Source organism: Rosistilla oblonga, assembly GCF_007751715.1.
GTDB classification, from domain to species: Bacteria; Planctomycetota; Planctomycetia; order Pirellulales; family Pirellulaceae; genus Rosistilla; species Rosistilla oblonga.
The window spans coordinates 4700359-4726407 of sequence record NZ_CP036292.1 but is presented as its reverse complement, the minus strand read 5'-3'; the positions used below and the strand labels follow the sequence as shown (position 1 = coordinate 4726407).

The 26049-nt window shown below is 57.2% G+C and carries 18 protein-coding genes; 2 read left to right on the top strand and 16 right to left on the bottom strand.

Translation table 11 applies throughout. From position 1 onward, the window contains the following. From CA51_RS16635 to CA51_RS16600, 8 genes are all read right to left on the bottom strand, one after another. Entirely contained in the window at positions 1 to 408 is a 408-nt protein-coding gene (locus tag CA51_RS16635) for an FKBP-type peptidyl-prolyl cis-trans isomerase (RefSeq protein ID WP_231746200.1), read from the bottom strand. Between the two features lie 152 nt (positions 409 to 560). Beyond that, a complete protein-coding gene (gene hflX / locus CA51_RS16630; RefSeq protein WP_145122356.1) occupies positions 561 to 1916 on the bottom strand; it encodes a GTPase HflX in 1356 nt (451 codons plus the stop codon). A 231-nt stretch (positions 1917 to 2147) separates the two neighbouring features. Next, positions 2148 to 3026: a sialate O-acetylesterase gene (locus CA51_RS16625; protein WP_231745744.1), complete on the bottom strand. Its 879-nt coding sequence runs from the start codon at positions 3024 to 3026 to the stop codon at positions 2148 to 2150. A 60-nt stretch (positions 3027 to 3086) separates the two neighbouring features. Then, positions 3087 to 3593, bottom strand: a complete 507-nt coding sequence (locus CA51_RS16620) for a GNAT family N-acetyltransferase (RefSeq protein WP_145122355.1) — start codon at positions 3591 to 3593, stop codon at positions 3087 to 3089. A gap of 57 nt (positions 3594 to 3650) precedes the next feature. After that, the gene (locus tag CA51_RS16615; RefSeq protein ID WP_145122354.1) at positions 3651 to 5270 is read right to left on the bottom strand and encodes a DUF1559 domain-containing protein; all 1620 of its coding nucleotides are present in this window, start codon (positions 5268 to 5270) and stop codon (positions 3651 to 3653) included. Positions 5271 to 5348: 78 nt separating this feature from the next. Continuing rightward, positions 5349 to 7586, bottom strand: a complete 2238-nt coding sequence (locus CA51_RS16610) for a hypothetical protein (RefSeq protein ID WP_145122353.1) — start codon at positions 7584 to 7586, stop codon at positions 5349 to 5351. 234 nt (positions 7587 to 7820) lie between these two features. Next, a complete protein-coding gene (locus tag CA51_RS16605; RefSeq protein WP_145122352.1) occupies positions 7821 to 8150 on the bottom strand; it encodes a DUF6793 family protein in 330 nt (109 codons plus the stop codon). A gap of 107 nt (positions 8151 to 8257) precedes the next feature. Further along, a complete protein-coding gene (locus tag CA51_RS16600) occupies positions 8258 to 10180 on the bottom strand; it encodes a vWA domain-containing protein (RefSeq protein WP_145122351.1) in 1923 nt (640 codons plus the stop codon). 363 nt (positions 10181 to 10543) lie between these two features. Between CA51_RS16600 and CA51_RS16595 the strand changes: the two genes are divergently transcribed. Beyond that, positions 10544 to 11452: a universal stress protein gene (locus CA51_RS16595; protein ID WP_145122350.1), complete on the top strand. Its 909-nt coding sequence runs from the start codon at positions 10544 to 10546 to the stop codon at positions 11450 to 11452. Between the two features lie 120 nt (positions 11453 to 11572). Here CA51_RS16595 and CA51_RS16590 read toward each other — a convergent pair whose 3' ends face one another. The 8 genes from CA51_RS16590 to CA51_RS16555 all read right to left on the bottom strand — a co-directional run bounded on the left by CA51_RS16590 (position 11573) and on the right by CA51_RS16555 (position 24878). Next, a complete protein-coding gene (locus CA51_RS16590) occupies positions 11573 to 13399 on the bottom strand; it encodes a DEAD/DEAH box helicase (protein WP_476705542.1) in 1827 nt (608 codons plus the stop codon). A gap of 380 nt (positions 13400 to 13779) precedes the next feature. Then, complete coding sequence (locus tag CA51_RS26525) at positions 13780 to 14358, bottom strand: histone H1-like repetitive region-containing protein (protein ID WP_420821483.1); 579 nt, start codon at positions 14356 to 14358, stop codon at positions 13780 to 13782. Positions 14359 to 15095: 737 nt separating this feature from the next. Next, positions 15096 to 16532 carry a sigma-54-dependent transcriptional regulator gene (locus CA51_RS16580; RefSeq protein ID WP_231745742.1) on the bottom strand — a complete coding sequence of 479 codons (1437 nt, stop codon included), beginning with the start codon at positions 16530 to 16532 and terminating at the stop codon, positions 15096 to 15098. Between the two features lie 463 nt (positions 16533 to 16995). Next, positions 16996 to 17820 (bottom strand): HAD-IIB family hydrolase, encoded by an 825-nt coding sequence (locus CA51_RS16575; protein ID WP_197451243.1) that lies wholly within the window; start codon positions 17818 to 17820, stop codon positions 16996 to 16998. 46 nt (positions 17821 to 17866) lie between these two features. Beyond that, positions 17867 to 19873 carry an amylosucrase gene (locus tag CA51_RS16570; protein ID WP_145122347.1) on the bottom strand — a complete coding sequence of 669 codons (2007 nt, stop codon included), beginning with the start codon at positions 19871 to 19873 and terminating at the stop codon, positions 17867 to 17869. Further along, positions 19854 to 22076 (bottom strand): HAD-IIB family hydrolase, encoded by a 2223-nt coding sequence (locus CA51_RS16565; protein WP_231745741.1) that lies wholly within the window; start codon positions 22074 to 22076, stop codon positions 19854 to 19856. The genes CA51_RS16570 and CA51_RS16565 overlap by 20 nt, the downstream gene beginning before the upstream one ends. A gap of 610 nt (positions 22077 to 22686) precedes the next feature. Beyond that, positions 22687 to 24621 carry a sodium/solute symporter gene (locus CA51_RS16560; RefSeq protein ID WP_145122346.1) on the bottom strand — a complete coding sequence of 645 codons (1935 nt, stop codon included), beginning with the start codon at positions 24619 to 24621 and terminating at the stop codon, positions 22687 to 22689. Next, positions 24621 to 24878 (bottom strand): DUF485 domain-containing protein, encoded by a 258-nt coding sequence (locus CA51_RS16555; protein ID WP_145122345.1) that lies wholly within the window; start codon positions 24876 to 24878, stop codon positions 24621 to 24623. Before CA51_RS16555 ends, CA51_RS16560 begins: the two co-directional genes overlap by 1 nt. Before the next feature lie 308 nt (positions 24879 to 25186). On the opposite strand from CA51_RS16555, the gene CA51_RS16550 reads away from it, so the two are divergent. Beyond that, on the top strand, positions 25187 to 26029 hold the full coding sequence (locus tag CA51_RS16550; protein ID WP_145122344.1) for a UDP-2,3-diacylglucosamine diphosphatase: 843 nt from the start codon (positions 25187 to 25189) through the stop codon (positions 26027 to 26029). The last annotated feature ends 20 nt before the right edge of the window (positions 26030 to 26049 follow it).

The window sequence follows — 26049 nt, the reverse complement described above, 5'->3', positions numbered from 1 at the left end:
TCAATTGATTTTGATCAGTTCGACGATGAAGTGCAGCGTCGCACCGCCGGGAATTGTTCCGCCGGCTCCCGCTTCGCCGTAGCCCAGGTGCGAAGGAATTGTCAATTCGATCATTCCTCCTTCGTCGACCAACTGCAGCCCCTCGGTCCAACCGGGAACAACTTGATCCAAGCGGAAGGTTGCCGGGGCGCCGCGTTTGTAGGAGCTGTCGAAGATCGTTTGGTCGTCCAACCAGCCTCGGTAGTGGACTGTCACTTCATCGGTTGTGACCGGCTTCGCTCCGTCGCCAGCGCGCAAGATCCGATACCTCAGACCGCTTTCGGTTTTCGTGAAATCGGTGGGGGCATCGGGATCGCGCGGCCCCGGACCCGACGACGGACCGGCGCAAGCGACGCAGGTCAGGATCATCAGAGCAGCGGTGAGACAAAAGGGAACTCGGCAGGCTTGCCGCGCGGTTGTTTGGTAATTCATCAGCAATTTGTAGGGTTGGGATGGAATCGGGAGAGCGGGTGACGCAGCGGCGCGGCAATTTTAATTGCTCCAGCGCTGCAGCGATCGCTTTATTCAGACTCGATTGTCTCGTTCTTTTTCCTCGGGCGAAAGTCGTCTTCGGTAGGCTCCGGCGGCAGCGGGCGACTGTCGCCGCTGCGAACCTGCAACGCGGTGCGTCGAATCTCACCCAAGGTCTTCCGCGGCATGCGGCAATGAACCGTGATCACCTCCGATGTCATCTCGCGCGACAACACCTCTCCCTTGGCGCTTAGATAAGCTTGCAGTTTGCCGTTGGCCGGATCGATGTCGACATGCAAATCCAAGAATTCGCGGCTGAGGGCGTCGCCGACGGCCAGCGAGAGTTCTTTCAAACCGATCCCCGCTTTGGCACTACAGGTCAGGGCGTTGGGATACCGATCGACGATCCGTTCCAACAGCTGTCGCGATTCGATCGCATCGATCTTGTTCAGGACCAGCAGCGTATCTTTTTCTTCGATGCCGATCTCTTCGAGCACCTTGTAAACGGCGTGGATTTGATCCAGCACCGCTGGGTTGCTGGCATCGGCCACGTGCAACAACAACTCCGCCTGCCGGGCCTCTTCCAGCGTCGCTTTAAAACTGGCGATCAAGCGGTGAGGCAGGTCGCGGATGAAGCCTACCGTGTCGCTCAACAAAACCGGGCCCCATCCGATCAATTGCCAGCGTCGGGTCCGCGTGTCGAGCGTCGCAAACAATTTGTCGGCCGCTTCGACATCCGCTCCCGTCAACGCATTCATCAACGTGCTCTTGCCGGCGTTGGTGTAACCGACCAACGAAACCGTGGCGTTGTCGCTGCGGGCGGCTACCTGACGCTCGCGTCGGCGTTCGACCTTCTGCAGCGATTCCCGCAGTTCATGGATCCGGGTTTCGACCAATCGGCGGTCGACTTCCAACTGCGTTTCACCCGGGCCACGCATGCCGACGCCCATCGATTGACGCGACAGGTGAGTCCACATCCGTTTCAGCCGCGGCAGCGAATATTCCAGCTGAGCCAGTTCGACCGACAGCCGAGCTTCATAGGTCTGGGCATTGGAGGCGAAGATATCCAAGATCAACTCGGTTCGGTCGATCACTTTGGTATGCAGCGCCTGCTCCAAATTGCGTGTCTGCCCGGGATAGAGATCGTTGTCGAAGATCACCACGTCGGCTTCGAATTGATCGATCAGGCCTTTGAGTTCGTTGACCTTTCCCTTTCCGATGAACGTCTTCTGGTCGGGTTTGTCGCGTCGCTGCACGAGGCCTCCGACCACGTCGGTTCCCGCGGTGGTGGCCAATCCCGTCAGCTCAGCCAGCGGGTCGACCTCCGATTTATGACTTGGCAGCAGCAGACGCACCAGCACACTCCGTTCGCTGGCTAAACTTTCAATTCGTTGCTCGTCTCGCACGTGTTGTTTGTATCCTTCAAGGAAATGTGATGGGGCGGCGCTTGCATCCCATCTTTCAGTGTAACGCAAGCTGTGAACGATCACCGCTCGCCGATCTTCGCCCCTCGGGGCAGTTCGTTTTTTTTCAGTTTCAGGTATCGGACGTATCCCAATACGGCTTGCCCATCATCACCGATTGTTCGGTTTCGATCGGGCAGCCGTATCGGAGTGCATCTCGCGCCGCGGCGGTTTCTATTTTACTTGCAACCCTTGGTACGCCTTGTAATAACGATGCCCGAATTCGCGCATCGAAGCGGCGTCGAAGTGGACGTTGTCGCTTTTCGGTGTCAGGCCATCGCTGGGCACAAAGGCAGTGAAGGGGACCGATTCGAGCAGACTGCGATGCGCGGCGTCGACCAACCGCTTTGAATCGCTCCAGGGCCGATTGGGAAACTGGGCGAGTTGGCCAACCAGGAAGGGAACCTCGGGAGCTTTCAGGTCGGCGCGAAACCGAGCGACAAGATCGTGAAGTTTTTCTTGGTAGCCGGGGGCGGATGATTTTCCCGCATCCGATTCTCCCTGGTGCCACAGAATTCCTTTTAAGCTTCCCGCTGGAAGCGCCAGTTGCGTTCGCGCTTGGCAATCGTCCCACGGATGCGACTTTGTCTGTTTGTGGAAGCCGCCCGGTTTCCAGACGTTGATCGACGATCCGCCGACGGCGCAAGGGATCAGGCCGACGGTGACGCCGGGGTGATCGGCGGCGTAGTCCAACGCAAAGGTCTTCCCGAGCCCAACGCCCGCGATTCCAGGCTTATCAAAATGCAGCGGGTCTTTGGCCGGAACCCACTGGTTGGCTTTGTCGAACATCAAAACTCGCGGGTCCGTCTTTTGGTCCTCAGCGGTTACCTTGCCTCGCCCGGCCATGTTCGATTGTCCGACTAGCAGGAACAGATGGAACTGCTGTGGATCTTTGGGGACAACAGCCGCGGGCGTCGCCTTATCCGATGCGGGATCTTCGCCTAATGAAGGAGCCGCGCTCGTCAGGAGACAGCAGAGTCCAAGGGCAAGTGTTGAGAAGAGTCGACGCGGCAGAGGCGTTCCGGTAAGCGGGGTGGGGATGATTGAAGTCACGAGCGCTAGAGTTCCTGTGAGTAGGCGGGTGGGAAGGTTGGGACGTAGTTTAGAGACAAGTTAGTTCGAGCGTCGCAAGTCGAGTTCCAAAATAGCGACGTCCAATTCGCGGTCGAACTTGTCTCCCACACCATGCATGATACCAACATCGCGGAACCCAAACCTGTGATGCAACGCGAGACTGGCTTGATTGGAGGCTTCGACTTTCGACAGCAGCACGCGGTGTCCGATCCGATGGGCTCGGTCGATCAACGCGGCAAACAGTGCTTTCCCGACGCCCTGGCCGCGAAAAGGTTCACCGATCCAGACCGACACTTCGCTGGTCCGGTGGTATCCGCCGGCGGTCAGCGACCAGGGCGAGAGCGACGCCCAGCCCATCAACGCCGCCGCCGAGTCTTCCGCTGCCAAGACGGGAAACGCATCGGCGGTGTGCAGTTGCCACCACGCTTGCTGTTGCGCGGGCGACAGCGGATCCAATTTGAAGGTGTTGACGCCGGTAAGGATTTCGTGATTCAAAATCTCGAAGATGGCATCCAAATCCGATTGGACCGCATCGCGAATGAGCATGGTGAGCTTGCCGTAAAAATCCGAACCGCGCTGGTTCGGTTCACTATTGAGTTCAAATTAGAAAGGCTCGACAACTTCCCGGCCGTTCCGCGTGAGCAGTTTGTACCACAGTTCGGGATCGATTTCCAAAGTCACAAACCGTACCGATCCATCGAGCATCGAAACATGAAAGCCGCCGGGATGATGGCCTCCCAAACCGCCCAGCGGATCGTTGGCGTCGTAGGTCCAATCCTCCGGAGCGGTCCAATCGACAGCCAACTCCGGCGATGTCTCGACCATCATCACGGTGTTACTGGTTCCATCGATGATGTCGCGGAATAGGAGTGGGGTATCGGACAACATCGAAAGGTTCTCGCCCAGCGGGACTTGGTAGGCTGTTTTGCCCGGAAGCTGAGGACCGCTAGGGCAAGCAAACAAGGCGGGCATTCGCTCGGCCAAGGGGAGATTGTGGGCACTGTTCCATGGCTCGTCGAGCCGGAATAGCGAATACAATTCGTTCTCTTCCAGATACGGCAGCAACGCCACGCGCCAGCTGAGCAGCGGTTTTCCCTGTTTGTCGACGATGTTCGAAGGCAGCTTTTTATACACGCTGTGATAGTTGTGAACCGCTAACGCAAGCTGCTTCAGATTGTTTGAACAGGACATTCGCCGGGCCGCTTCGCGAGCCGCTTGGACCGCGGGCAGCAGCAGCCCGACCAGCATGCCAGCCGATGCGACGTCGACCTGAATGTCGGAGGTGTTGATCACGATACTGCGGCCCTTGGCTTTGGGGCGGATCATGTCGAACAGCGTGTTGGTCAGGCGGACGCCATAAGCTCGCATCGAATCGGCCACGGGGCCTTCTTCATTCAACAGTTGTGGAATCGATTGCAGTAGCGTATCGCGACCGTATAGACGCGTCCGCTCGATCACCAATTCCATCTCTTCGGCTGAAACATCGTCGCTGGCGTTGAGTGTCATGTCGCCAGCGAAACCGGTTTTAGCCGCATACCGCAGTTCGATCGAATCGAGCAGTTCGGGCAATCGGCTCAAATCTTGCAGCTCCTCGGGCGCTTGCAGCAACGCCTGATTCACGAATCCCGACAAGATCGGGCGGATCGGTTCGACCACGATCAGCGCCTGAGCCTGTCCGTTGTCGACGGTCTGGCTGGCCAGGTGAGCTAGCGGGCCGCCGGTGATCCGATCCGACACCATCTGCGTGACGAAATATTCGGTACCAAAGATCAATTGCGTTGGACTGATTTGATGCAGGACGGCGTTGGGCGGCGAGTTGGGGATCGCATAAAATGTCTTTCCGTCGACGTCGCGTTTGTTCTCGCGGTCGATCACATTGGGATTCAGGCTTTCGATCGCGATCGGTTTGTCGAGCGTCGCCACGACACCAAACTCAGGACCGCCAGGGCCCGGCATGCCAAATACAAGACGAACCGACTGTACATCGATCGGGTCGATTCCGACGTAGTTTATGCCAGCCGCCGATGCGACTTCGATCGGTGCCAAACGCATCGCGGGATCTTGCAGGATCGCTCGCGGATGGATTTGGATCATCGCGATCGCTTCGCCAGGGATGAACTCTTTGGACATCCGGCCATCGCTGCCAGGTTGTGCGACGGCGATCGAAGCGAGGCCGCAGAGCAAACAAAATTGCGAGAAGATCGAAAACGCAGCACGATTCATCACATCCGCCTAGGCGTCAGAGGGTTCCAGGAATGGGGGAGAAGCACTGGCGTTTATAATCGATCGAAAACCCAAATGCTACTGTTCCGCTGGCAGGCCAAAATCTTCCCCTTCCACCTGCACCTCGGGCCGCATTCGCAGATCGGGGCGGGCGGTCGGCAGGGGCGGATAGCGGAGCGTTGCGTGGACGACGGTTTGTGCCTGCGTCTGGGAGGCCTGAGGCGTAATTTGGCAGCCTGGCAGTTCGCTTGCGATTCGGCCGATCAGGCGGATCTCACCCGCCGGCAATTGGTGTTCAGATAAGACGATCCGCATCAGGTCGGCGGAGTCCTCGGGGATGTCGGTTCCCAAGGCCACCGCAGCACCGGCTGATTGAAAGTTCAGTCGGACCGATTCGCCAGCTTGCAGCGGCCCCAGCGGAGCGGATTCGAGTTCGTTGGCGTCGTTGCGACGGACCACCGATACGTCATCGAATTCGAACACCGTGTCGTTGTGAAGCGTGGTTTCGTCATCGGAAATCGAGAGCACGCCGCCCAGCGAAACCATCTGTTCCGCATGCAGCAACTGAGTCTTGTTCGAAGGGACGTTGAGCCCTTGGACCTGGACACCGGAGCTGAATCCGGTGCGGAATTGGATCTGTTGTTGAGCCTCGGTTGGGTTGCTGCTCATCGAGACCGGCGCGAGCAGAGCTTCGCGGGTGTCGAAGTCGGCTTCGTAGGTTGTGCTCAATGAATTATACAAAGCCATGTACCGGGTCAGGTGGCCGCGGTCGTGGCCGCCTTGGATTTCAAGCAGCGCGAGCTCGCTGCGGCTGCGGGCGAAGCCGATGTCCAGTTGCGCTTGCCTCGCGATCCAGATCGCTCCGCCAGCAGCGATTACGGGGACCGCGATCCAGGCCCACTCGAGCCGCCCCAGCAGGCGGAAGATGATGTAGTTCAGGGGGACCAGAATAGCGAGGTACCAGATTAGGCTGCGGGCGACAAAGCGAGCGGGAGGGATCGAAATCCCCGCAGCTTTTTGTAAGGCGTTGCGGGCGACCGACGACACGCCGCTCTTTTCGTTCCAGGCGGCGACACCTCCGGCGACATCGGGATCGAACCGGCTGCTGATCCAGCTAGATTCCTGCGTCTTCGTCGGACGCGAGTCTTCGATGGCGGCAGCGGTCCCGCCAGCAAACGACATGTCGCGGCTGAGGATTCGCAGCCCCGAGACGAGCTGTGGATTGCGCGTCTGTTTCTGCAAACCGTCGGCAAAAACAGTCTGCACTCCAAAATTCAACCGTTCGAAATCGCGGGGCGGCCGCCGCAGCAACGCGCCGTTGTAGAACCCCGACGCGGCTGGCCATTTCCGCAACCAGCCGGCCGTCAGATCGAACCTCGTGATCACCACGTTGCCTCGACCAGTGTTCCTTTCGAGCACGAGGTCGTTGGTCCCGTCGACTTCGCGTGCGCCATCGCGTTTCGCGCCACCTGCTCCTGGCATCGAGTCGACGGACGCCAATTGGTTGACAACCGTCGCTGTCGTATCGCCGTTGGATGCGTTTGCAGAGTCGTCGGGAACTTGCCAAGCCTGCAGCAGCGGCGCGATCTGCTCACCGCTCAATTCACTGCTGTCGGCTGCTTCGATCGGCAGCAGAGTCTGCAGAGGAGTTCCGCGGAAGCTGGCGGCTGATGCGGGGCCGTTGACGATCACTCGCCCGCCCCAAGCGACCCAGTCGAGCAGCGCCTGCTGTTGGTCGGAGGTTAACGTTTCGGGGCTTAAATCGTCCCACAAGACGTAAGCGATCGATGTCCATTGCAGAAAGCTATTGGGGATTGGAACGACTCCTTCGGTGCTTGGAGCAACCAACCGATAGTGGATGTTCTGTTCGCTATCGGATAGTTCATCCGACCGCATTCGCTGCCAGTCGTCGTCGCCGATATAGGCGAAGTCGGCAGGCCTGGAGGTGAGGACAACAAAGTAGTATTGGTAGGCGGGCATCGTGTTGAGCCGCGACTGGATGCCATCGAAGAGGCTTCCTTGACGCGACGCAAAGGAACTTTGCAACAGCGTCCCCCGCTGCGTTTGCTCGCTGTGGTGCGGCACGTAGAGTTGCAGATCAAATCGCTTTTGTTGGCCTTTGACCAATGCCGCGGGGCGAGAGAAGAGAAAGCTGTATTCGGTTTTGCCGACCGGCAGTCTGCGGCCGTCGGTCGCGAGCGATTCGGTTTGCAACGCCCCGCGATGGTCTTGGCGTGTCGCTTTGAGATCTTGGTAAGCGGCGGCCCAATGCCCTGGCTTTACGTAACTGACTGGCGATTCGGCGTGAGCGGGCATCGTTCGCAAGATGCCAACAGCGATTTCAGGCTCCGGAGGCTTGTCGGTAACGTCCGGATCGTCTGTTCGCCGGCAGCCATCGCAACCAACCAGCGGCAAGCAACACAATAACAGCAGCAACAACCGGAGTGGAGACGAGTTCGGCGGGCCAGATGGCTGTCGCGATAAGATGATCGACAACTCGGAATCCTCATCGCAGCGGAAGATGCGGTGTACTAGCTTTTAACAGCCGATCTACCAGCCCATGACCATGTTCGATTCGATGACTTTCCGGGCGGCGTCCAAATCGGTGCCGGTTTGGTTCATATACAGTCGAATCGCGTGGACTTTGTCTCCCGAGGATTTGGCCAGGCAATCGCGAGCCGTGACACATGGATCCAGAGATGGGGTCGTCGTCAGCCCCAGAGCGCCCTTGGAAATGACCCAACTGTCGCGGGGACGCTTGGTCATCCGAATCACCGTATCGGTCGGATAGGCGTCGACCACCACCGCGTGGGCGGCATCTTCATCTGCTGCCCATGTGATGATGATATGGGCATTGGTTTCTATTTCGAACAACGGCATCTAACCTGTCTCCTGAATCCATCGACCGACCGAATCTGCGGAATGATCAGCCCATGATATCCCGACCAAGGCTTCCTGTGCAATCAACCTTGACGACCACCGTCGATCTATAGTTTGGGGATCGGGGTTGGGTTTTTCACATCGACGACTGGCGTGTGGTAGTCCGCCCGTAAATCGACGCCAAAACCGCGTGCGAGTTCCCATTTTGCCCGCGCCGCCCAAGGCGATCCGGGATGTGTGGAGACGACTTCGTTAAATAACGTCTTGGCTCGCTCGATGTACGGCTTCGCGTCTTCGGTTCTGACTTTGTTGTTGGTGTAGATATCCCAGTGCACAAAGACCTTGCCGCCTTTCATTGGAGCGGCTGTCTTGGGGTTTTTAAGGAATTCTTCCAGCGCAACGCCATATTCGTAGACTCGAGCTTGGTAGGCGATCAACTGGGCGAGCGTCAGGTCATAGTTCGCCTGCCAACGCGGATCGGCTTCCTGTTCGCGAAGTTTCTTCCCCTCAAGCATCGTCTTCTCGGCTCTGGCCATGTACTGCAGATGCATCTTTGCTTTGGCCTGTTCCTGCCGGACCTGTTGAACAAATTCCGGCGGTTTCGTCGAGAACTCCACTCGCAATTCGACAGCCTGTTGCGCGCCTTTCTGGTGCGGATTGAGGTCTTGGATCACCTGCCAAATCAGCGTCCGCAGTGGGAACTGCTTGCGATCAGCAAACGCTTCGACGCGAGCTCGCAAATCGGGGCGATAGGGACGTAAGGCGTCGAGTTCGTATTTTTCTTTGTGCGCACCGACGAGGTTCGTTTCGACGCTTGGCAACATAAAGAAGATACCGTTCGTCTCCCGCGCCATACGAGACTGTTCGTACGGCCCGAATCCGCTGCTGAACGCATCGTGGCGGCGTCGGAACCCATCGGTCTGCAGTTGTTCGGGAAACGCGGTCTCGGGGCCACGATCGACCTGCAACCAGTGAGTTCGTTTTGTTTGCGGATGATTCCAGCGGATGTAGGCATAGGGATACCCAAACACCGACTCGCGACCGAGGACAAAAATTTTGCACTTCGCCGCCTTGGCGACCTCGATCGCTTTTTCCATGTAGACGTCGTTGTTCCCGGTGTCGCCACTCTCGTCGGTGACCAAAATCAGCGCCATCTGACGACCGCGACGCGTGAGATCGCGATAGGTCGTGATCGCGGTTCCAACAGCCGCGCACATCATCTCTTTACCGCTTCGGTCGATCGGCACCGCATCGATAGCGCCGCGGATCTTGGCGCGGTCGTGAGTCGGTTTGTGCTGCGTGTGATCGATAAACCGTTCGCCGTAGCTGGTTACCGCGGTCAGCAGGGCATCGCTGCCCGATCCGACGCGATCGTCCAACCCGAGTTGTTCATAGACGTTGTCGATCCGATCGCGGATCTCCTTTTGATCGTCTTTCATACTTTCGGATTGATCGAAACACCAGATCGCCAAGACGGGACCCTTGTCGACCATCCAGATCAATTCTTGCGACATCCGGTCGATCGCTTGCTGGTAGCTGTCGACGATGTCTCGAGATTCCCCTTTTACTTCGCCATCGGGGACCGCAGCGATCAGCGACATGCTGCTGGGCATCGCCACGGTGGGCGCATCGATCGAAATTTTGGAGGTGTTCGCCTTGGCAACCAATGTCTGGTCTAGCTTGGGTTTGCTGATCGCTTCGGGCGTGTTGCTGGTCATCCCCATCGCCGGTGCCGCGGTAAACAGGGCGACGTTTTCGGGTTGTACGATTTCGACTTCGGGTTCGAGTTCGATCTCCACCGGCGGATCTTCGATTGTGGGCGTGGGGACTACCAAGATCTGAGAGATCACCTGCACCGGATTGTCAAATGTGATCAACGCCAGCGATAGCAGGATCAGCATGTGAATCAGCATCGAAACACCCGTCGCTCCAAAGCCGTGCAGCATGCCGCGAAACCCCGTCGCGACTGGCAGGCTCTCGGCCGCGTCGTCTTCTACCGTCGTCGTGCCGAACTGCTGGGTGTTACTCATATAAAAATGCCTCGTCTCTCAAGCCACAGAAAGATGTTCTGATCATTCGCCAGTGCTGCGTCGAATGAGCGCACCGCCGCTTGTCCGATTGTAACAGAACTTAACCGGGGGTGAACAATCGAGTTCCCCGCTTCCAGCAGAAAACCAACACCCGCCGAGCGTGTTCGTGAGCCTTTACCGATCCTAGCTGCGGCAGTTCGGTGGTGCGACCATCGCGACTGGGGTGAGTCGTCGGGGCTGCGAGGCGAGAAGCGGTGTGCGAACGAATCGCCTCGTCGATCGGCTGCGCCGCTAGCCGCGCAGTTTAGAACGTGCGACAATGACGAAACCTAGAGTCTCCCACCTGCATAGAGGCATGAAGCAATGCGTGTTTTACTGGCAAGCGACCGATCGGAATCGTCTGATGCGGCCGCTGATTATTTGCATCAGTTGCAATTTTCCGAGCCGATCGAACTGAATGTATTGAGCAGCGTTCCGGTCACCGCATCGGTCGGTTTTTCAGGGTTGCCGGCGGTTGTTCAGTCGGTGATGCAAGAAGAAGAGGTCGCGCTTCGCAAGCACCTCGATGCGGTCTGCAGTCGATTTGAAAATCGCACCGCTTCGACAGTTTCCAATCTCGTCGTCGGGCCCCCGGGCTATGAAATTCGTAGCGAAGCCGACAAATGGAACGCCGATCTGATCGTGATGGGAGCGGTCGGGAAATCGATGATGGAACGCGTCGTGTTGGGGAGCGTTTCCGACTTTGTCGCAACGCATACCGCTAGCAGTGTGTTGGTTGTTCGCCCTCCGAAGCCCGAGGCTGCCGAGCAACCGCCGCGACGCATCATGGTGGCATTGGATGGTTCAAAAGACGACACGCAATTGATCGATCTTCTGCGTGCGATCCAGTGGCCCGCGGACGCTGAGTTGCATCTAGTACATGTGATCGAAGACCTGACCCTCTACCGGCAGGATCTGATCGAACATATGGACCAGCACTGGCAGCAGGAACGCGATACTAGCCAGCAGCACGCCGACGAGATCCTTAAGCTTGCCGAAGGGACGATCGAAAATATCCAGACGGCCATTCTTGTCGATGGGCACACCGGCGAAGCGTTGGTCAAATATGCGGATCGCCATCAATGCGATCTGATCATCGCTGGGGATCATCACCGCAATATCTTGAATCGCATCCTATTGGGCAGCGTCTCGCGTTACGTGCTTCGTTACGCCCATTGCAGCGTGGCGATTGCGCGTAGAAAAGAGGCCGATGAAGCGGCAGCGACAACCTAGCGGCGTTTGATCCGCTGGCGATTTGAAACCGATTAGGCAATCGGTTATCTCGAAACGAAAAAAGGATGCGTCGGCGATCGCCGACGCATCCTTTTTGTTTATTCATTCACAGCATTCAGCTTACGCTTTGGCTTTGCGCTTCTTGCTCTTGCCGCCAGCAAACGGTTTGCCCGAGTGCGATTTGGAGAAGCCGGGTTTGCCGCCGCCGGAGAAGCCTTGGCCGTTGCGTTTCCCTTTGAACTTCCCTTTTCCAAAGTCTTTGCGTGGACCGCCGCCACCTTCGAAGTCGCCATCGCTATCCAAACGCAGACGCAACTGCTTTCCCGAGACCCAAGTGTTCGACAGCGTGTGGTAGATATCGCTGGGCATTCCCTCGGGCAGGTCGATCGTGCTGAAGCGGTCGTTGATCTGGATCGCACCGATGCAGTCGCCAGCGATTCCAGCCTCATTGGCTACCGCGCCGACGATGTTGCCTGGTTTGACGCCATCCTGCCATCCAACTTGGATGCGGTAACGTGTCATGCCTGGCTCGGGAGCGCCAAGTTGGCGGCCCGGTTTGCCGCTGCGTCGTGGTCGTTCGGAGCGATCGAACGAATCGTCGTCAAAACGATCGCGTCGGCCGCGTCCGCGCTCTTCGCCTCGGGGGGCTCGTTCTTTTCTAGGACGATCCTTCACAAGGAAGGGGCGTCCTTGTTGTGCCAGTTGCGCCAGAGCGGCTGCGATCTGGTCCATCGACTTGTTGGTCTCTTCGGCGTATTCGGTCAACAGGTCTTTGAACATCGTCAGGTCGTGATCAGCGGTCATCGCCGTGATTTGGTCCTTGAACCGTTTGACCCGCGCCGCGTTGATGTCGGCCGTGCTTGGCAGATCGATGACTTCGATCTGCTGCTTTGTCGCGCGTTCGATCATTCGCAACTTGCCACGCTGATTGCCCGACAAGAAGATAATCGCTTCGCCGCTGCGGCCCGCTCGCCCGGTGCGGCCGATTCGGTGCACGTACGATTCGCTGTCGTGAGGCAGGTCGAAGTTGAAGACGTGGCTGATGCGTTGCACATCCAGTCCGCGAGCTGCAACGTCGGTCGCTACCAAGATGTCGAGCTGCCCCGACTTCAGTTGTTCGATCGTTCGTTCGCGGACTTTCTGTGGCATGTCGCCGTTGATCGGCGATGCTGCCAGGCCTTGGCGTGTCAGTTCTTCGGCAACCGTGATCGTCGCGTCGCGAGTCTTAGTGAAGACGATCACGCCGTCGGTCTCTTCCACTTCCAAGATCCGCGTCAATGCATCGACTTTGTCGCGTTGAGCAACAAATACGGCCCGCTGCCGAATCGATTCCGCGGTCATCGTCCGCTTCTTGATCGTGATCTTTGCCGGATCGTTCAAGTAACGGTCGGCGATCATTCGGATCGGAGTTGGCATGGTTGCCGAGAAGAGTGCAATCTGTCGCTCGTCGGGAGCATGTTTGAGTACAAACTCAACATCTTCCAGAAAGCCCATGTTCAGCATCTCGTCGGCTTCGTCCAGGACCAAACAACGGATGCCGTCGAGCTTCAGGGTGCCGCGATTGATGTGGTCGATCACGCGGCCGGGCGTGCCGACAACAACCTGGACACCGCGTCGCAATTGTCGCAACTGTGGTTCGTAGTCTTGTCCGCCGTAGATTGCACAGACGCCAAAGCCGGGGATAAACGCTCCGTAAGTCGAGAACGATTTGGCGACTTGGATCGCCAGTTCGCGCGTCGGTGCCAGGACAAGAACCTGTGGTGTCGGAGCGCGGAGATCGATCTGCGATAGGATCGGCAATGCAAAGGCGGCTGTCTTGCCGGTTCCGGTCTGCGATTGTGCCAGCAGGTCGCGACGCTGCAACATGTGTGGGATGATTTGAGCCTGAACCGGAGTCGGTTTGTCGTATCCAGACTTGGCTACCGCTTGCTGAACCTCTTGGCTCAGCTCCAGTTCGGAGAACAGCGGATCGGCTGGCTTCGCCGGTTTTGCTGGCTCTGCTGCAGGCTGTGGATCGCTCTTTGCAGTTGCTGCAGGTGTCGCTTGAGCGGCAACTTCTTTGGCAGCAACTTCTTGAGCGGCAACTTCTTTGGCAGCAACTTCTTGAGTAGCAACTTCTTGAGTAGCAACTTCTTGAGTAGCGACTTCTTGAGTAGCGACTTCTTGAGTAGCGACTTCTTGAGTAGCGACTTCTTGAGTAGCGACTTCTTGAGTAGCGACTTCTTGAGTAGCGACTTCTTGAGTAGCGACTTCTTGAGTAGCGACTTCTTGAGTAGCAACTTCTTGAGTAGCAACTTCTTGAGTGGCGACTTCTTGAGTGGCGACTTCTAGTGCGGCAGCTTCTTTAGCAGCGGCTTCTTGTGCAGCAGCTTCTTGTGCAGCAGCTTCTTGTGCAGCAGCTTCTTGTGCAGCAGCTTCTTGTGCAGCAGCTTCTTGTGCAGCAGCTTCTTGTGCAGCAGCTTCTTGTGCAGCAGCTTCTTGTGCAGCAGCTTCTTGTGCAGCAGCTTCTTGTGCAGCAGCTTCTTGTGCAGCAGCTTCTTGTGCAGCAGCTTCTTGTGCAGCAGCTTCTTGTGCAGCAGCTTCTTGTGCAGCAGCTTCTTGTGCAGCAGCTTCTTGTGCAGCGACTTCTTGTGCAGCGACTTCTTGTGCAGCGACTTCTTGTGCAGCGGCTTCTTTAGCGGCAGCTTCTTTAGCAGCGGCTTCTTGAGCAGCAGCTTCTTGAGCAGCAGCTTCTTGAGCAGCAGCTTCTTGTGCAGCGACTTCTTGTGCAGCGGCTTCTTTAGCGGCAGCTTCTTTAGCGGCAGCTTCTTTAGCGGTAGCTTCTTTAGCAGCGGCTTCTTGAGCAGCAGCTTCTTGAGCAGCAGCTTCTTGAGCAGCAGCTTCTTGAGCAGCGGCTTCTTGAGCAGCGGCTTCTTGTGCAGCGACTTCTTGAGCAGCGGCTTCCTCGCCTGAGTTTTGCTCAGCTGGTGCGATCAGCTCAGCGATCTCTTGAGCAACTTCGGGTTGTTCGATCGTGGCGGGCTGTTGGTCGTAAGCTACCGCTTCGACGCCGATCGAATCGGAGATGGGCTGCGAGTATTGGGCGAGCAGCAATTCGACGGCGGGATCCAGCGGGGTAGCTTCGAAGACGTAAGTGTCGTTCAGTGCGGCGGTCGCTTCGTCGTACGATGGGAGATTTTGGTCTTGGTTGTCTTTAGATTGCATAGATTCAGGCATAGGGATTCCATGAAGGGATCGGATCCTGCCGGATATGAGTGGAATGAGGCAGGAATCAGTTGTCGCAACGGAGTCGGGTTAGACGCAAGCGACACTGCTTCACCTTGATGGTGCGATAGATACAGAGTTGACTCAAATTCGCCAATGGATTGCGGGTTATACCCGTCATGCCGGTGCGTGGCGCGTCATACAATCTGTCGTTCGCAATTGCTGCTGTGGCCAATCGAGTGGCGTTGGCAACATGATGGAAGACCTCGTCGCTATCGAGCCGCGATTGGAATTCTAGGGTCATTGCCTAGGATTCGCGGGGGTCAACGTCTACTTTCGCTTGACCCATCAAAGCCGTGCAGTTCTTTGAGGCTCGATGATGGCAGGCAGTTTACCGCAAGTCGGACAAACGCGATAGGAGTAAAATTTTAAGGTTAAATCATTCCGACTCCGACGCGTTCTCCTCTTTCCCCCGGTATTGGTCCAGTCGACGGTACAGAGTGCGGGCACCAATCTCTAGAATCCGCGCCGCCTCTTCGCGATTGCCGCCGGTCAATTTCAGCGTCTCTTCGATCGCCCAGCGCTCGATTTCGGCGAGCGGTTTGCCGAGCAGGCTCATGTCGCCGCCGAGTTGTCCGGCGACGGTAGTGTCATCGACATCAGCGAGTTCCGGCGGCAGGTCGTCGATGTCGAGGACTTCGTCGGTATCCAGGACGACCATCGTGTCGACAAAGTTTCGCAGTTCGCGAACGTTGCCTGGCCAGTCGTAGGCAAAGAACCGCTTCGTAACCGCCGGGGAGAAGGCGGCGCTCGGCTTGCCGTGCCGCTTCAGGAATTGCTTGCGGAAATGATCCATCAAGGGAATGATATCGTCGCGACGCTCGCGAAGCGGCGGGATCCGGACGGTGACGACCTTCAATCGGAAATAGAGATCGCTGCGGAAGGTTCCTGCATTGACCATCTCGTCCAGCGGTCGGTTTGTCGCGCTGACCAGGCGAACATTCACTTTGATCGGTTTGTTGTCGCCGACACGCGTGATTCGGTGCTCCTCCAAAACACGCAGCAGCTTGATTTGCGTGCTCATCGGCATGTCGCCGACTTCGTCCAGGAACAGCGAACCTCCGTTGGCATATTCGAACGCTCCAACGCGATCGCCGATCGCATCGGTAAACGAACCTTTGACGTGCCCGAACAGTTCGCTCTCGACAAGGTTCTCGGCGATCGCTCCCGTATTCAGCGCCACGATCCGCTTCGCTTTGCGTGGGCTGTTTTGGTGGATCGCTTGTGCGACAAGCTCCTTGCCGGTTCCGTTTTCGCCGGTGATCAATACGGTTGCATCGGTGGGGGCGATTCGTTTTAAACGATCGATCACCGCCTGCATCTCGGCGCTGGCAAAGACGATCCCTTCGAAGCCGAACTTTTCGTCCAGACGCTGGTGCAGTTCGGTGTTCTTGCGTCGCAGGCTGATCGCTTCGACAGCCTTCGCCGTGATCGCTCGCAAGCGATTGGGCGTGATCGGTTTTTCCAGGAAGTTGAACGCGCCATGCTGCATCGCTTCGACAGCCGTCGGGACCGTCGCGTGCCCGGTGACCATGACAACTTCGCAATCGGGAAGCCGCTGGCGGGTCAGACGCAGGATTTCCATCCCATCGATATCATTCATCACCATGTCGGTGATCACGATGTCAAAATGTTCCGATTCGATCAGCTTCGAACCCTCGGGGCCGCTGACGGCGACCTGGCATCGGTATCCGACTTTCTCCAGGCTCTCGGTCATCGCTCTGGCATGGGCGCGATCGTTGTCGACAACCAAAACCGACAAATTGTCGATCAGGTCCGAAAATTCTTCTTGAGATGTGGCTGCTGACTCATTCATTTTGGCAATCATAACACGCCCTTGGATTTCGACAAACGTGCGTTTCCGCGATCTCTATCCACCGCCGGATAGCATCGTCCGAGCGACCTGCACTTGGCGTTTTCCCAGCCTTTATCGACTAATCGGCGTCTCTGCCGATTCGCTGCGGCGTCGCTGAGTCACGCGGGAAACGCCAGCAGTTGTGGGGGGAATAACAAGCCTGCGCAAACTCTTGAAGGAAACTGCACGATCTGGCGATTTTCTTGCTGATTTTTCTGACGGAGCCGTTGACACTATAAGGATCGACTTTAGAATGAGGTCATCGAAACAACGCAAGCTTTTGAAGCTTTCCGGTGAGATTACTGCCCCGTTCTCACCGGATTTAGGCCCGCTCGGGTACCTGCCCCGCCTGAGCGGGCGTTTTTATGCGCCGACATAAGTTTTAGCGTTTCTTGCCAGGCTCTTTCTCTGGCACCGCGGCTCGTTACGCGTCGGCGATCAAGCCGTGGAAACGGCACCCTTCGAGTACCCCGCTGGTAGCGCAAGCTTTTGCTAGATGCAGTCGATCTGTCCAGCCTGCTTTGTGGTGCGCTAGTCGCGCCGCGTCGACAACACTTGCGTCGGCGTTACCGACAACGATCGTGCGGTAGCCCGCCGTCAGGGCAGCCAAGTCGTTGCCCGAGTCGCCTGCGAAGACGAGATCAGTCGCCGAGCGACCGGTTTCCGCCGTCCACCACTGCAGCGCATAAGCCTTTGACGCCCCTTGAGGTAACAAGTCGATCAGCCCGTCCCCGTTGAATGGGTCGACGCTGGAGATCATCGAGTAGGGAAGGGTTGCGATTCGGTCGGCTACCTGTTGCGTTAGCGACGCGAGTTCGGATTGGTCCGCGTAATAGCTCAACTTAAACCGCCCCTGTTTCTCCGGTTCCTGCAGCCTCAATCCGGTAAGCGGTGTTAGGGCTGTGCGGACCGCTTCCTGGGACAAGCCTTCGGTCAGTTGTGCCAGTCGCGCTTCGTAGCCTTTCACCGACAGGAAGTCGCCGCTGCCATCGGACTTGCAGATCGTGGTGCCGACGTCGCAGATGATCCAATCGGGGACGGGGAGATCGAAATCAGCGATCGCTTGTTGCGCCGATTGCAGATGGCGGCCCGTTACGAAGACCAACGTGCGGTCGCTCGATTCGAAGTGCGATCGCAATCGAGCGAGGTCGCGGCGATTGGTGGCGTCGTTGTTCAGCGGGATCAGCGTGCCATCGAGGTCGGTTGCCAAGACGTTGGGGGACGATAGCTGTGGTTTCGTTTCCTGCATTTCCATTGTTCCGTAGAGGGCAGCCGGCTTCCATGTCGGGGCCGAATTAGCAGCGTTCCAGCCACATGATCTGATACGAATCCAGTTCGAACGGCTCGCTTGTTGAAATTGTTTCCCCGGAGATCGCGTCTTCAAAAAAGCGTCCCAGCCCGGTCGTCCGCAACAGGTTGCCAGCGATCGTTTGCGGGGATTCGCAGAAGTTGGCGATCACGATCAGGCGGTGCGCCTCGTGCATTCGCACGAAACACAATACGTGGGAATTCCCCAGATCGACAAGCTGCATCTGCTGGCCCGCAAGGGCGGGCAGTGATTCCCGCAACGCGATCAATCGCTGCAGAGACAAAAAGATCCGCGACCGGATCGATTGGCTGTCCGAAGCGATGTGGTCATCGAGTTCATCGAGATAATGCCACTGCATCTTCGGTCGGTGGATCCATCGCGTGTCGCCAGCTTTGGCGGGGTCTTTGACGAAGTCGTAATCGTTCAGCATCCCCCACTCTTCGCCGAGATAAAGCAGCGGGATCCCGCCGATGCTGAGCGTGATGCCCTGCAGCAAAAGCATCCGCCGGATCGCGAGTTCCTTCAGCTCCTCGGAGTCCTCTTCGATCGCTTGTTCCAGTCCAGCCAGTGAGGCCATCGTGCCGGAGATCCGCATGTCGCCTGTCTGCACGTTTTCCTGGAACGGAACTCCACGTGCGAATGAGCCTTCGAACTGTCCGGTGTAGAACCGGTTCAGGAAATTTCGGTGGTCGTAACCATTGATGCCGACCGCCGCGGCATCGGCGTCGTCGAATGTCCAACCGATGTCGTCGTGGCACCGCAGGTAGTTGACCCACGCGGTCCGTGGAGGCAGTTGGTGACGATGGCTCAGCGATTGAGCAAGCAAGCTCACGCGCCGCGTCGCAAGCGATTCCCAAAGCAACGCCATTAGAGTCGGGTTGTACGAGATTTGACACTCGCGTTCGCCGATGTATTTGACGACATCATCGGGGTGTACGATCGCTTCGGATTTGAACAGCAGCCCCGGCGTCGCGATGCTGCACAGTCGATTGAAGGCCTGGATCAGCATGTGGGCTTCGGGCAGGTTCTCGCACCCCGTCCCCATCTGCTTCCAGATGAACGCGACCGCATCGAGCCGCAGGATATCGACGCCGGTATTGGCGATGAAGAACAGTTCCTCCAGCATCGCCCGGAAGACCGCGGGGTTACTGTAGTTCAGGTCCCACTGGAAGTTGTTAAATGTGGTCCAGACCCACTGCTGCATCCCGTCGTGCCACGTGAAGTTGCCACGCCGGACCGTGGGGAAGATCTCCCGCAGCGTCCGTTCGTATTGATCGGGGATCTCGCGATCGGGAAAGATGTAGTAGAAGTTCTGGTATTCGACGTCGCCGGCTTGCGCTTGCAGCGCCCATTCGTGGTCTTCGGAGGTGTGGTTGAAGACAAAGTCGAGCACCAGCACGATGCCAGCTTCGCGCAGTTCATCCGCTAGCAGACGCAGGTCCTCGACAGTTCCAAGGCGAGGGTCGACGCTGCGATAGTTGCTGATCGCATACCCACCGTCATTGTCGCCCGGGCGAACGGCAAACAGCGGCATCAGGTGCAGGTAGGTGAGGCCAAGCTCTTTGAAATAGCCAATGTGTTGCCGCAGCTTACCCAGGTTTTCGCTGAACAGATCGACATACAACGCGCCACCGACCACCTTCTGCGAGGTAAACCAATCGGGTTCGTTGATCCGGTGGTAATCTTGGGCCCGCAAGATGGGAGACCGCGCAGCCCAAGCCTCCGCCGCAGTGATCACGATCTGCTGCAGGTGGTAGAAGAAATCGTAGCGTGATCCGTACAGATGCATCAACAACCGGAACAGCGGACGCCAATGCTGTTCCAGTCGGACCTCGAACTCGTGAACGACATCCGGTTCGACATCCAAACGCTGCCACGTTGCATCCAGCACGTCGCGAAGACGCTTCAGCGACAGATCGGCTTCGAATTGATAGGTCTCTGCGGCGGAACCTCTGGCTCGCGAGTTGACTCCGTTAGGATTCGATACGATCATTCGGGATGACGATGTTCTCTAGGAAGTTGTAATATTCGATGCCTTCAAGGATTCCCCGAGCGTGTTCACCCTCGGCGAAATAGATTCGCGGACGGTTTCGCAAACGCTCCAGTTCGGGGCCGTGATTGCCCACGACAACGCCAAGCGTTCGGCCCAGCAGCATTCCCGCGTCGTTCCCCGAGTCGCCGGCGACCAGTACATTTTCGGGCGAAAATCCCCACTTCCAAAGCAGGTGACGCATCGAAAGGTCGCTGCCGCCGCGGACTGGGATGATGTCTAAATACATTCCCAACGACAGCACAACCTTAGCACGAAGGCCTGCTTCACGAAGCTTCTTTTTGATTTCGGTCACCGACGGAGAAGTATCCGGATCGATCTCGTAGCTAACCTTGTATTCCGATTGATGGTCGTCGGTCTGCCGGTAAAATCCGGGCAGATCATCCAACGCTTTATGGATTTCCAGCGGCTGCCAGGCATATCCGATCTGTTTTTGCCAAGTTCGGTCGGGGGTCAGTTCGGCGCCGTAGTGCAGCTGCGTGCCGACATCGGTATCGATCAGGTCGGGACGCGGCAGCCCCAGTTCCTCGATCAGCTCCATCGCGCTGTTAAGGTGTCGCCCGGTGGCGATTCCGAAGCCGATGTTTTCGTGTTGCTGGATGACGTCGATCAGTTCGCGTAGCGATTCGTCGTCGCCGGTCAACGAGTTGTCGAGGTCGGTGATCAGCAGTCGATCGAACTCGGGGATTCGACGTGCTCGCGGTCGAGACAGTAGAGCTGGCTTGGCTGAGTGTTCCAGGATGTCGCTCAAGTCGCGCAGGTAGCGTCGCGCGTGATTGCTCCAGGAATAATGTTTCCGCGTTCCGTCGATTCCCGCCTGCGACCAAGCGTGCCATTGTTCGGGATCGGTGAGAACTCGCAGCAGCGCCTTTTCGATCGCATCGCCATCCATTGGATCGATCAGCAGGCCGTTTTCACAATTTGCGATGATGTCGCGTGGGCCACCGTCGTTTGTAGCCACGATCGGCAGTCCGGTTGCTCCCGCTTCCAGCAGCGTCAGTCCAAACGGTTCAGTCAGCGCGGGGTTGATGAAGACTCCCTTACCGACAGTCGCCAGGCGATACAGTTCCGGGACGTCCCCCGGTGCATGCGTCTTGGGATAAGCCACCTTGCCGTAGAGATCGTAGTGGTCGATCAGGTGCAATACGTTTTCGATCACCTGGCGTTGTCCGCGAGGCAATTCGCCCAGGTCGTCGCGGGTGCCCATCAGCAGCACGAGGTTCGCTGTCTTCTGCAGTTCCTCGCTTTGGCCGTACACCTCGACCAATTTTTCGAGGTTCTTGCGTTCGTCGGGCCGCGCCAACGTAAGGATCATCGGTTTGTCGGGATCGCGCAGAAAACGCCCCAGTTCGTCGGCAATCGCAGGCGGTTGCCAGTCGTCGGTGGCTGGGGTGAAGAGATCCAGATCAACGCCCGGCGGAATCACCTCCATCCGTTCGGGAACGTAGTGGTGATACAGCGAATACTGCTGCTCCACCTCTTGGCTGGTGCTGGTGACAACCATTGCCGCCGTCTCGAGAGCCATCTCTTCCGCTTCGGTGCGGAGTCCAAATTTGTAGCGGCGTTCGAGTGTCTCTTCGCTCGCTTTGCCTAATGCCAAACGCTGCCGCTTCACCCGTCCCAGGGAGTGCCCCGTGAAGACAAAGGGGACGTGCAGCAAGCGAGCCAGTTGGGCGCCGGCCATCCCGGCATCGGCGTAGTGGCCGTGAATGATGTCGGGCAATCCGTGGCGCCGGAAGTGGACAAGCGTCTGATCGATGAACAGTTCCAAGTAGGGCCACAGGCCTTCTTTCCGCAGATAGCGTTTGGGGCCAAACGGAATCCGGATCAGCTTTGCATTTTCGCAGATCTGTTCTTCGAGCTGCCCGTAGCAGGGATCGATCTTAGGGTCGAGGATCTGGCGGGTCAGAAGTTCTACCTCTCGAACGTGGGGCTGTGCCGCCAGTTCGCGGGCCATTTCCAACACGTATTTAATTTGTCCGCCGGTGTCCGCATCGCGGCCCAGTTCGGGATCTTTGACGCGGATCAGCCCATGTAAGCTGATGAGAGTTACTTTTAGATTGTTCTCTTTCTCGAGCAGACTCATATCGTCCTGATGCGTTGTTGAGAGTGAAAATTCGTGTCCGGTTTGAATGATTGCAGTCATCGCTTGCTTCCGCCCTTATTTTCAAAGCCACTTGAGATCCAAACCCTCGCAAAGTATTTGGCTCCGATTCGCAGCAGATTCCGTTTTCAGTCGGTGGGGTGCGCGAGCAACCGCCATCGCTCGCGCTGAGTCCCGGCATGGCTCGCCTTGCAGCGATAACGATAGCAATTGACGTGCCAATTGAATCGGAGCCGCGTGCGGTATCGATTGAATCCCGAAAAACATCGATCTTTGGACCAACAATTCCCTCTAAAATTGTTCTCTGTCCGTTCTGGAGGTTGTTTGAACAACAGTCTGCGTGATTATAAACCAATCACGGATTGCCTGCGCGTCGGGCAGGCGACTGGACGATGGGATCGCCGCTTTTTCCCGTGGCATTGTCCAATCCCACCCCAAGATACCCGGTGACAGATGCCGCGGTGGCGCTCGGTAAACCGCTGGTTGTAGAGACACCGCGGGCGCACCGGCGGCAGATGGATGCGGTGTAAGAGGGACGCGAGCCACGAGACGCGCTCACGGCCGAATCGCTTCGCCACAGAAAGCCGGCGGCCTTGATGGGATTGAACCAATCAAGGCCGCGCGGATGCATTAGCGTATCGCCGACGCAAGCTTATTTCGGCGTATCGCGCCGCGTCATCAAAGAGACGACGACAAGCGTAATGAAGCCCAGCGGGATCGTGACGATTCCCGGTTGGCTGAACGGAACGATCGCGTCGGCGGCATCGAGACCGTAGACCTTCGCGTAGGTATCGCCACTCAACAGGATCCAGCCAAGCGACGAAACCATTCCCACGGTGACCGCAGCGATGATTCCTTGATGCGTCGTGCCACGCCAGAATAACAACATGATCAACGCGGGCAGGTTTGCCGACGCTGCGATGCTGAATGCCCACCCGACCAAGAAGCTAACGTTCAGGTCTTTGAACAGAATCCCCAGCACGATCGCGATCACGCCGACGGTTATCGATGCTAGTTTGGCGACGCGAACCTCTTCGTCACCCGTCAACTTGAAACCGAGCGACGAGACGAGCAGATCGTGGGTGACGGCACCCGCCGATGCGATGATCAATCCGCTGACCGTTCCCAGAACCGTCGTAAACGCGATCGCCGAAATGATCGCAAACAACCACTCGTTGATGCTCTTCGCCAACAATGGTGCCGACATGTTGCTAGTCGTGACGTCCAACGCACCGCTGGCCATCGCACCGAGTCCCATGTAGAGCGTTAGGACATAAAAGAATCCGATCGCCGCGATTCCAACGATCGTACTCTTTCGCGCCGCCGCTTCATCTTTAACCGTGTAGTAGCGGATCAAAATATGGGGCAGCGATGCGGTTCCGCAGAACAGAGCCAACATCAGCGACAAGAAATTCAGGCGATCGAGCGGGTTGTCGCTGCGAATGCCCGTGAACTTGCGGCCTGGGCGAAGGACTTCCGACCCGGAGACCGATGTCGGATAATAGACCGTCGATTTGGCGCCGTCGCTGTCGGCGATCTTCTGCTCGCTCCATAGCGTGACTTCGCTTTCGCCCAGTTCGCGGAAGAACGACAAAAAGCCGAGCGGTCCGGTCTCTTTGCGGTCTCCGCTGAGCTTATTGATGTAGCCGATCGGATGCAGTTCGGCGCCGCCCTTTTCGGTTCCCTTGACCAAGCCGTTGACTAAGGTCTCGCCATCGGCCGTTTCGGTAAGGATTTGCCCTTCAAGCAGTTTGACTTTGTCATCGCCAGCCTCTTCGATGCGCCAAACGATCATCGCACCTTCGCTGTCGCGGGTACGGATAAAGTCTTTGCCTTCCCAATCGCCCGTCGCGGGAACGATCTTGCCGCCTGCCAACATCGGCGTGGCGAGCAGTTCGGATTCCATGTTCTCCAAGCTCAGCGGGCCCACGGTTTGAAAGACGTGCCCGTCGATTCCGCCCTCTTGCGCGGTGAAGCCACGTTGCAAGATCATGTATGTCAGGACGCCGCTGAAAATCACCAGCAGCGAACCTTTTAGGAACTGAACCCAGGTCGTCGACAACATGCCAGCGGAGGTGACGATGCAGATCACCGTGGCACCAACCAAGACGACGCCAACCCAGTGCGGGAAGCCGAGCAGCGGTTGAATCAACACGCCCGCACCAACCATCTGCGGGATCAGATAGAAGATGCTGACGACCAGCGTACTGATGCCGACAACCAGTTTGATGCCGCGCGAGTTGAACGTTGAATTAAGAGCATCGGCGAAGGTAAATTTGCCCAGGCGCTTCATCGGTTCGGCGACGACAAACAGCGCGACGATCCAACCGGCTAGGTAACCGATCGAATAGAGAAAGCCATCGTAACCGCTAAAGGCGATCATCCCACAGATTCCGAGGAACGAAGCGGCTGACAGATAATCGCCAGCAAACGCGACGCCGTTGACAAACCAGGGGATCTGTCCGTGGGCGGTAAAAAATCCGGCGGACGATTTGGCTTGCCGTCCAAGGTAAAAGCTGAAGCCGAGCGTCAGACCAACAAATGCCAAAAAGATCACGACGGCGATCGTGGAGGGTTCGTAAATCATTATTTCGCCTCCCCATCGTTGTCGCTTGGAGCTTCATTTTTACAAAGCAAACCGTACAGCAGCGCCATCGCAAACGCGCCGACGATCAGAACAAACCCATAGACGATAGCGAGGTTGATGCCTTCGATCGGCTGCATATCCATCGAGTCGGGGGAGAGAGCATTGATAAATACGAATCCGCTGTAAAGCAGCAGATAGCAAAAGAAAAGGATCAGGCCGATCCTTGAATTCCGAGATTGCATGGCATTCCAATTCATTTGGAAGGGACGTTGTTGGGGGGCAAAAGGGGGAATTGTAGCCCAAACCGGCCGGATGCGTGAGCGAGCCTCGGGCTCCATGCCAGAAAAAGGGTTGGCTCATCCGGTTTCGAACCATCCCCGGTTGGGCATGTTTCCCATTTTTTGTACTTCGCCCCCTATTTCATTCTTGGTACACTGCGGCCACACTTTCCGATCTGCATGTTCACGGACGATGGCAGCTGATACGAGGGAACGACATTCGCGAGACGTCTCCAAAAGCTGGCGTTTTGTACCCCGATCCGTGGGCATAAGAGAGGTCGCACTGCGTGACAAGCACAGAACAAACGATCGTTTCAAATCGAAACGCGTCGTCCGCAACTTGGGAATTGTCCGACGCGCGAACGCTGTTTCTTTCGGATATCCATCTGGGCAGTCGGTTCTGCCAGGTCGAACCGCTGTTGCAGCTGCTCGAACGTTGCTGGCCCCAAAAGATTTATTTGGTTGGCGACGTGGTCGACAATCGCCGCATGAGCCGCAAGCTCCGTTGGACACCGGCTTACAATCGTTTGGTCGCACGATTATTCGATCTCGGCGTATCGGGAACCGAAATCTATTACACACCGGGTAACCACGACACCTTCTTGCGTAGTTTTGTCGAAGATTACCGACTGGTGCAAATCCGCGACTCGTTCATCCATCAGTGCGCCGATGGAAAGCGGTTGGCCGTTTTGCACGGCGATCAATTCGATATGGTCGAGAGCCAAATGAAGTGGCTTTCATTTGTCGGATCGTTTGCTTACGAGGGGTTGCTGGCGATCGATCGCAGCATCAATGCAGTGCTTCGCTTGTTTGGCGGCCGCGGGATTCTGATCAGTCGCAGTTTGAAGCTGTGGGCGAAAAGCTGTGTCCAAAAAAAGAGCGGCTTCCATCAGCAGTTGTGTGACTTTGCTCGCGATCAAGAGTGCGAAGGGGTTGTCTGCGGCCATATCCATAAGCCGGAGATCACTCAGATCGAAGAGATCACGTATCTGAACACCGGCGATTGGATCGAGCACTGCAGCGCGATCGTCGAATGGCCCGATGGACGCTTGCAGTTGATCGACTCGCAAAATCTGAACAAAACGCGTCCCTGCGAACCCACGTTTCATCGCTTGCGATCGAACGCCTGAATCCCGCGGCACGCTCTTGC

What these genes read in the sequence shown, in the direction of transcription:
- CA51_RS16575 (WP_197451243.1), bottom strand. Translation starts at nt 17,820, where the DNA reads ATGCAGGAAACGAAACCACAGCTATCGTCCCCCAACGTCTTGGCAACC.
- CA51_RS16580 (WP_231745742.1), bottom strand. Translation starts at nt 16,532, where the DNA reads ATGAATGAGTCAGCAGCCACATCTCAAGAAGAATTTTCGGACCTGATC.
- CA51_RS16565 (WP_231745741.1), bottom strand. Translation starts at nt 22,076, where the DNA reads ATGACTGCAATCATTCAAACCGGACACGAATTTTCACTCTCAACAACG.
- CA51_RS16635 (WP_231746200.1), bottom strand. Translation starts at nt 408, where the DNA reads ATGATCCTGACCTGCGTCGCTTGCGCCGGTCCGTCGTCGGGTCCGGGG.
- CA51_RS16560 (WP_145122346.1), bottom strand. Translation starts at nt 24,621, where the DNA reads ATGATTTACGAACCCTCCACGATCGCCGTCGTGATCTTTTTGGCATTT.
- CA51_RS16595 (WP_145122350.1), top strand. Translation starts at nt 10,544, where the DNA reads ATGCGTGTTTTACTGGCAAGCGACCGATCGGAATCGTCTGATGCGGCC.
- CA51_RS16610 (WP_145122353.1), bottom strand. Translation starts at nt 7,586, where the DNA reads ATGCCCGCTCACGCCGAATCGCCAGTCAGTTACGTAAAGCCAGGGCAT.
- CA51_RS16615 (WP_145122354.1), bottom strand. Translation starts at nt 5,270, where the DNA reads ATGAATCGTGCTGCGTTTTCGATCTTCTCGCAATTTTGTTTGCTCTGC.
- CA51_RS16555 (WP_145122345.1), bottom strand. Translation starts at nt 24,878, where the DNA reads ATGAATTGGAATGCCATGCAATCTCGGAATTCAAGGATCGGCCTGATC.
- CA51_RS16570 (WP_145122347.1), bottom strand. Translation starts at nt 19,873, where the DNA reads ATGATCGTATCGAATCCTAACGGAGTCAACTCGCGAGCCAGAGGTTCC.
- CA51_RS16600 (WP_145122351.1), bottom strand. Translation starts at nt 10,180, where the DNA reads ATGAGTAACACCCAGCAGTTCGGCACGACGACGGTAGAAGACGACGCG.
- CA51_RS16620 (WP_145122355.1), bottom strand. Translation starts at nt 3,593, where the DNA reads ATGCTCATTCGCGATGCGGTCCAATCGGATTTGGATGCCATCTTCGAG.
- CA51_RS16605 (WP_145122352.1), bottom strand. Translation starts at nt 8,150, where the DNA reads ATGCCGTTGTTCGAAATAGAAACCAATGCCCATATCATCATCACATGG.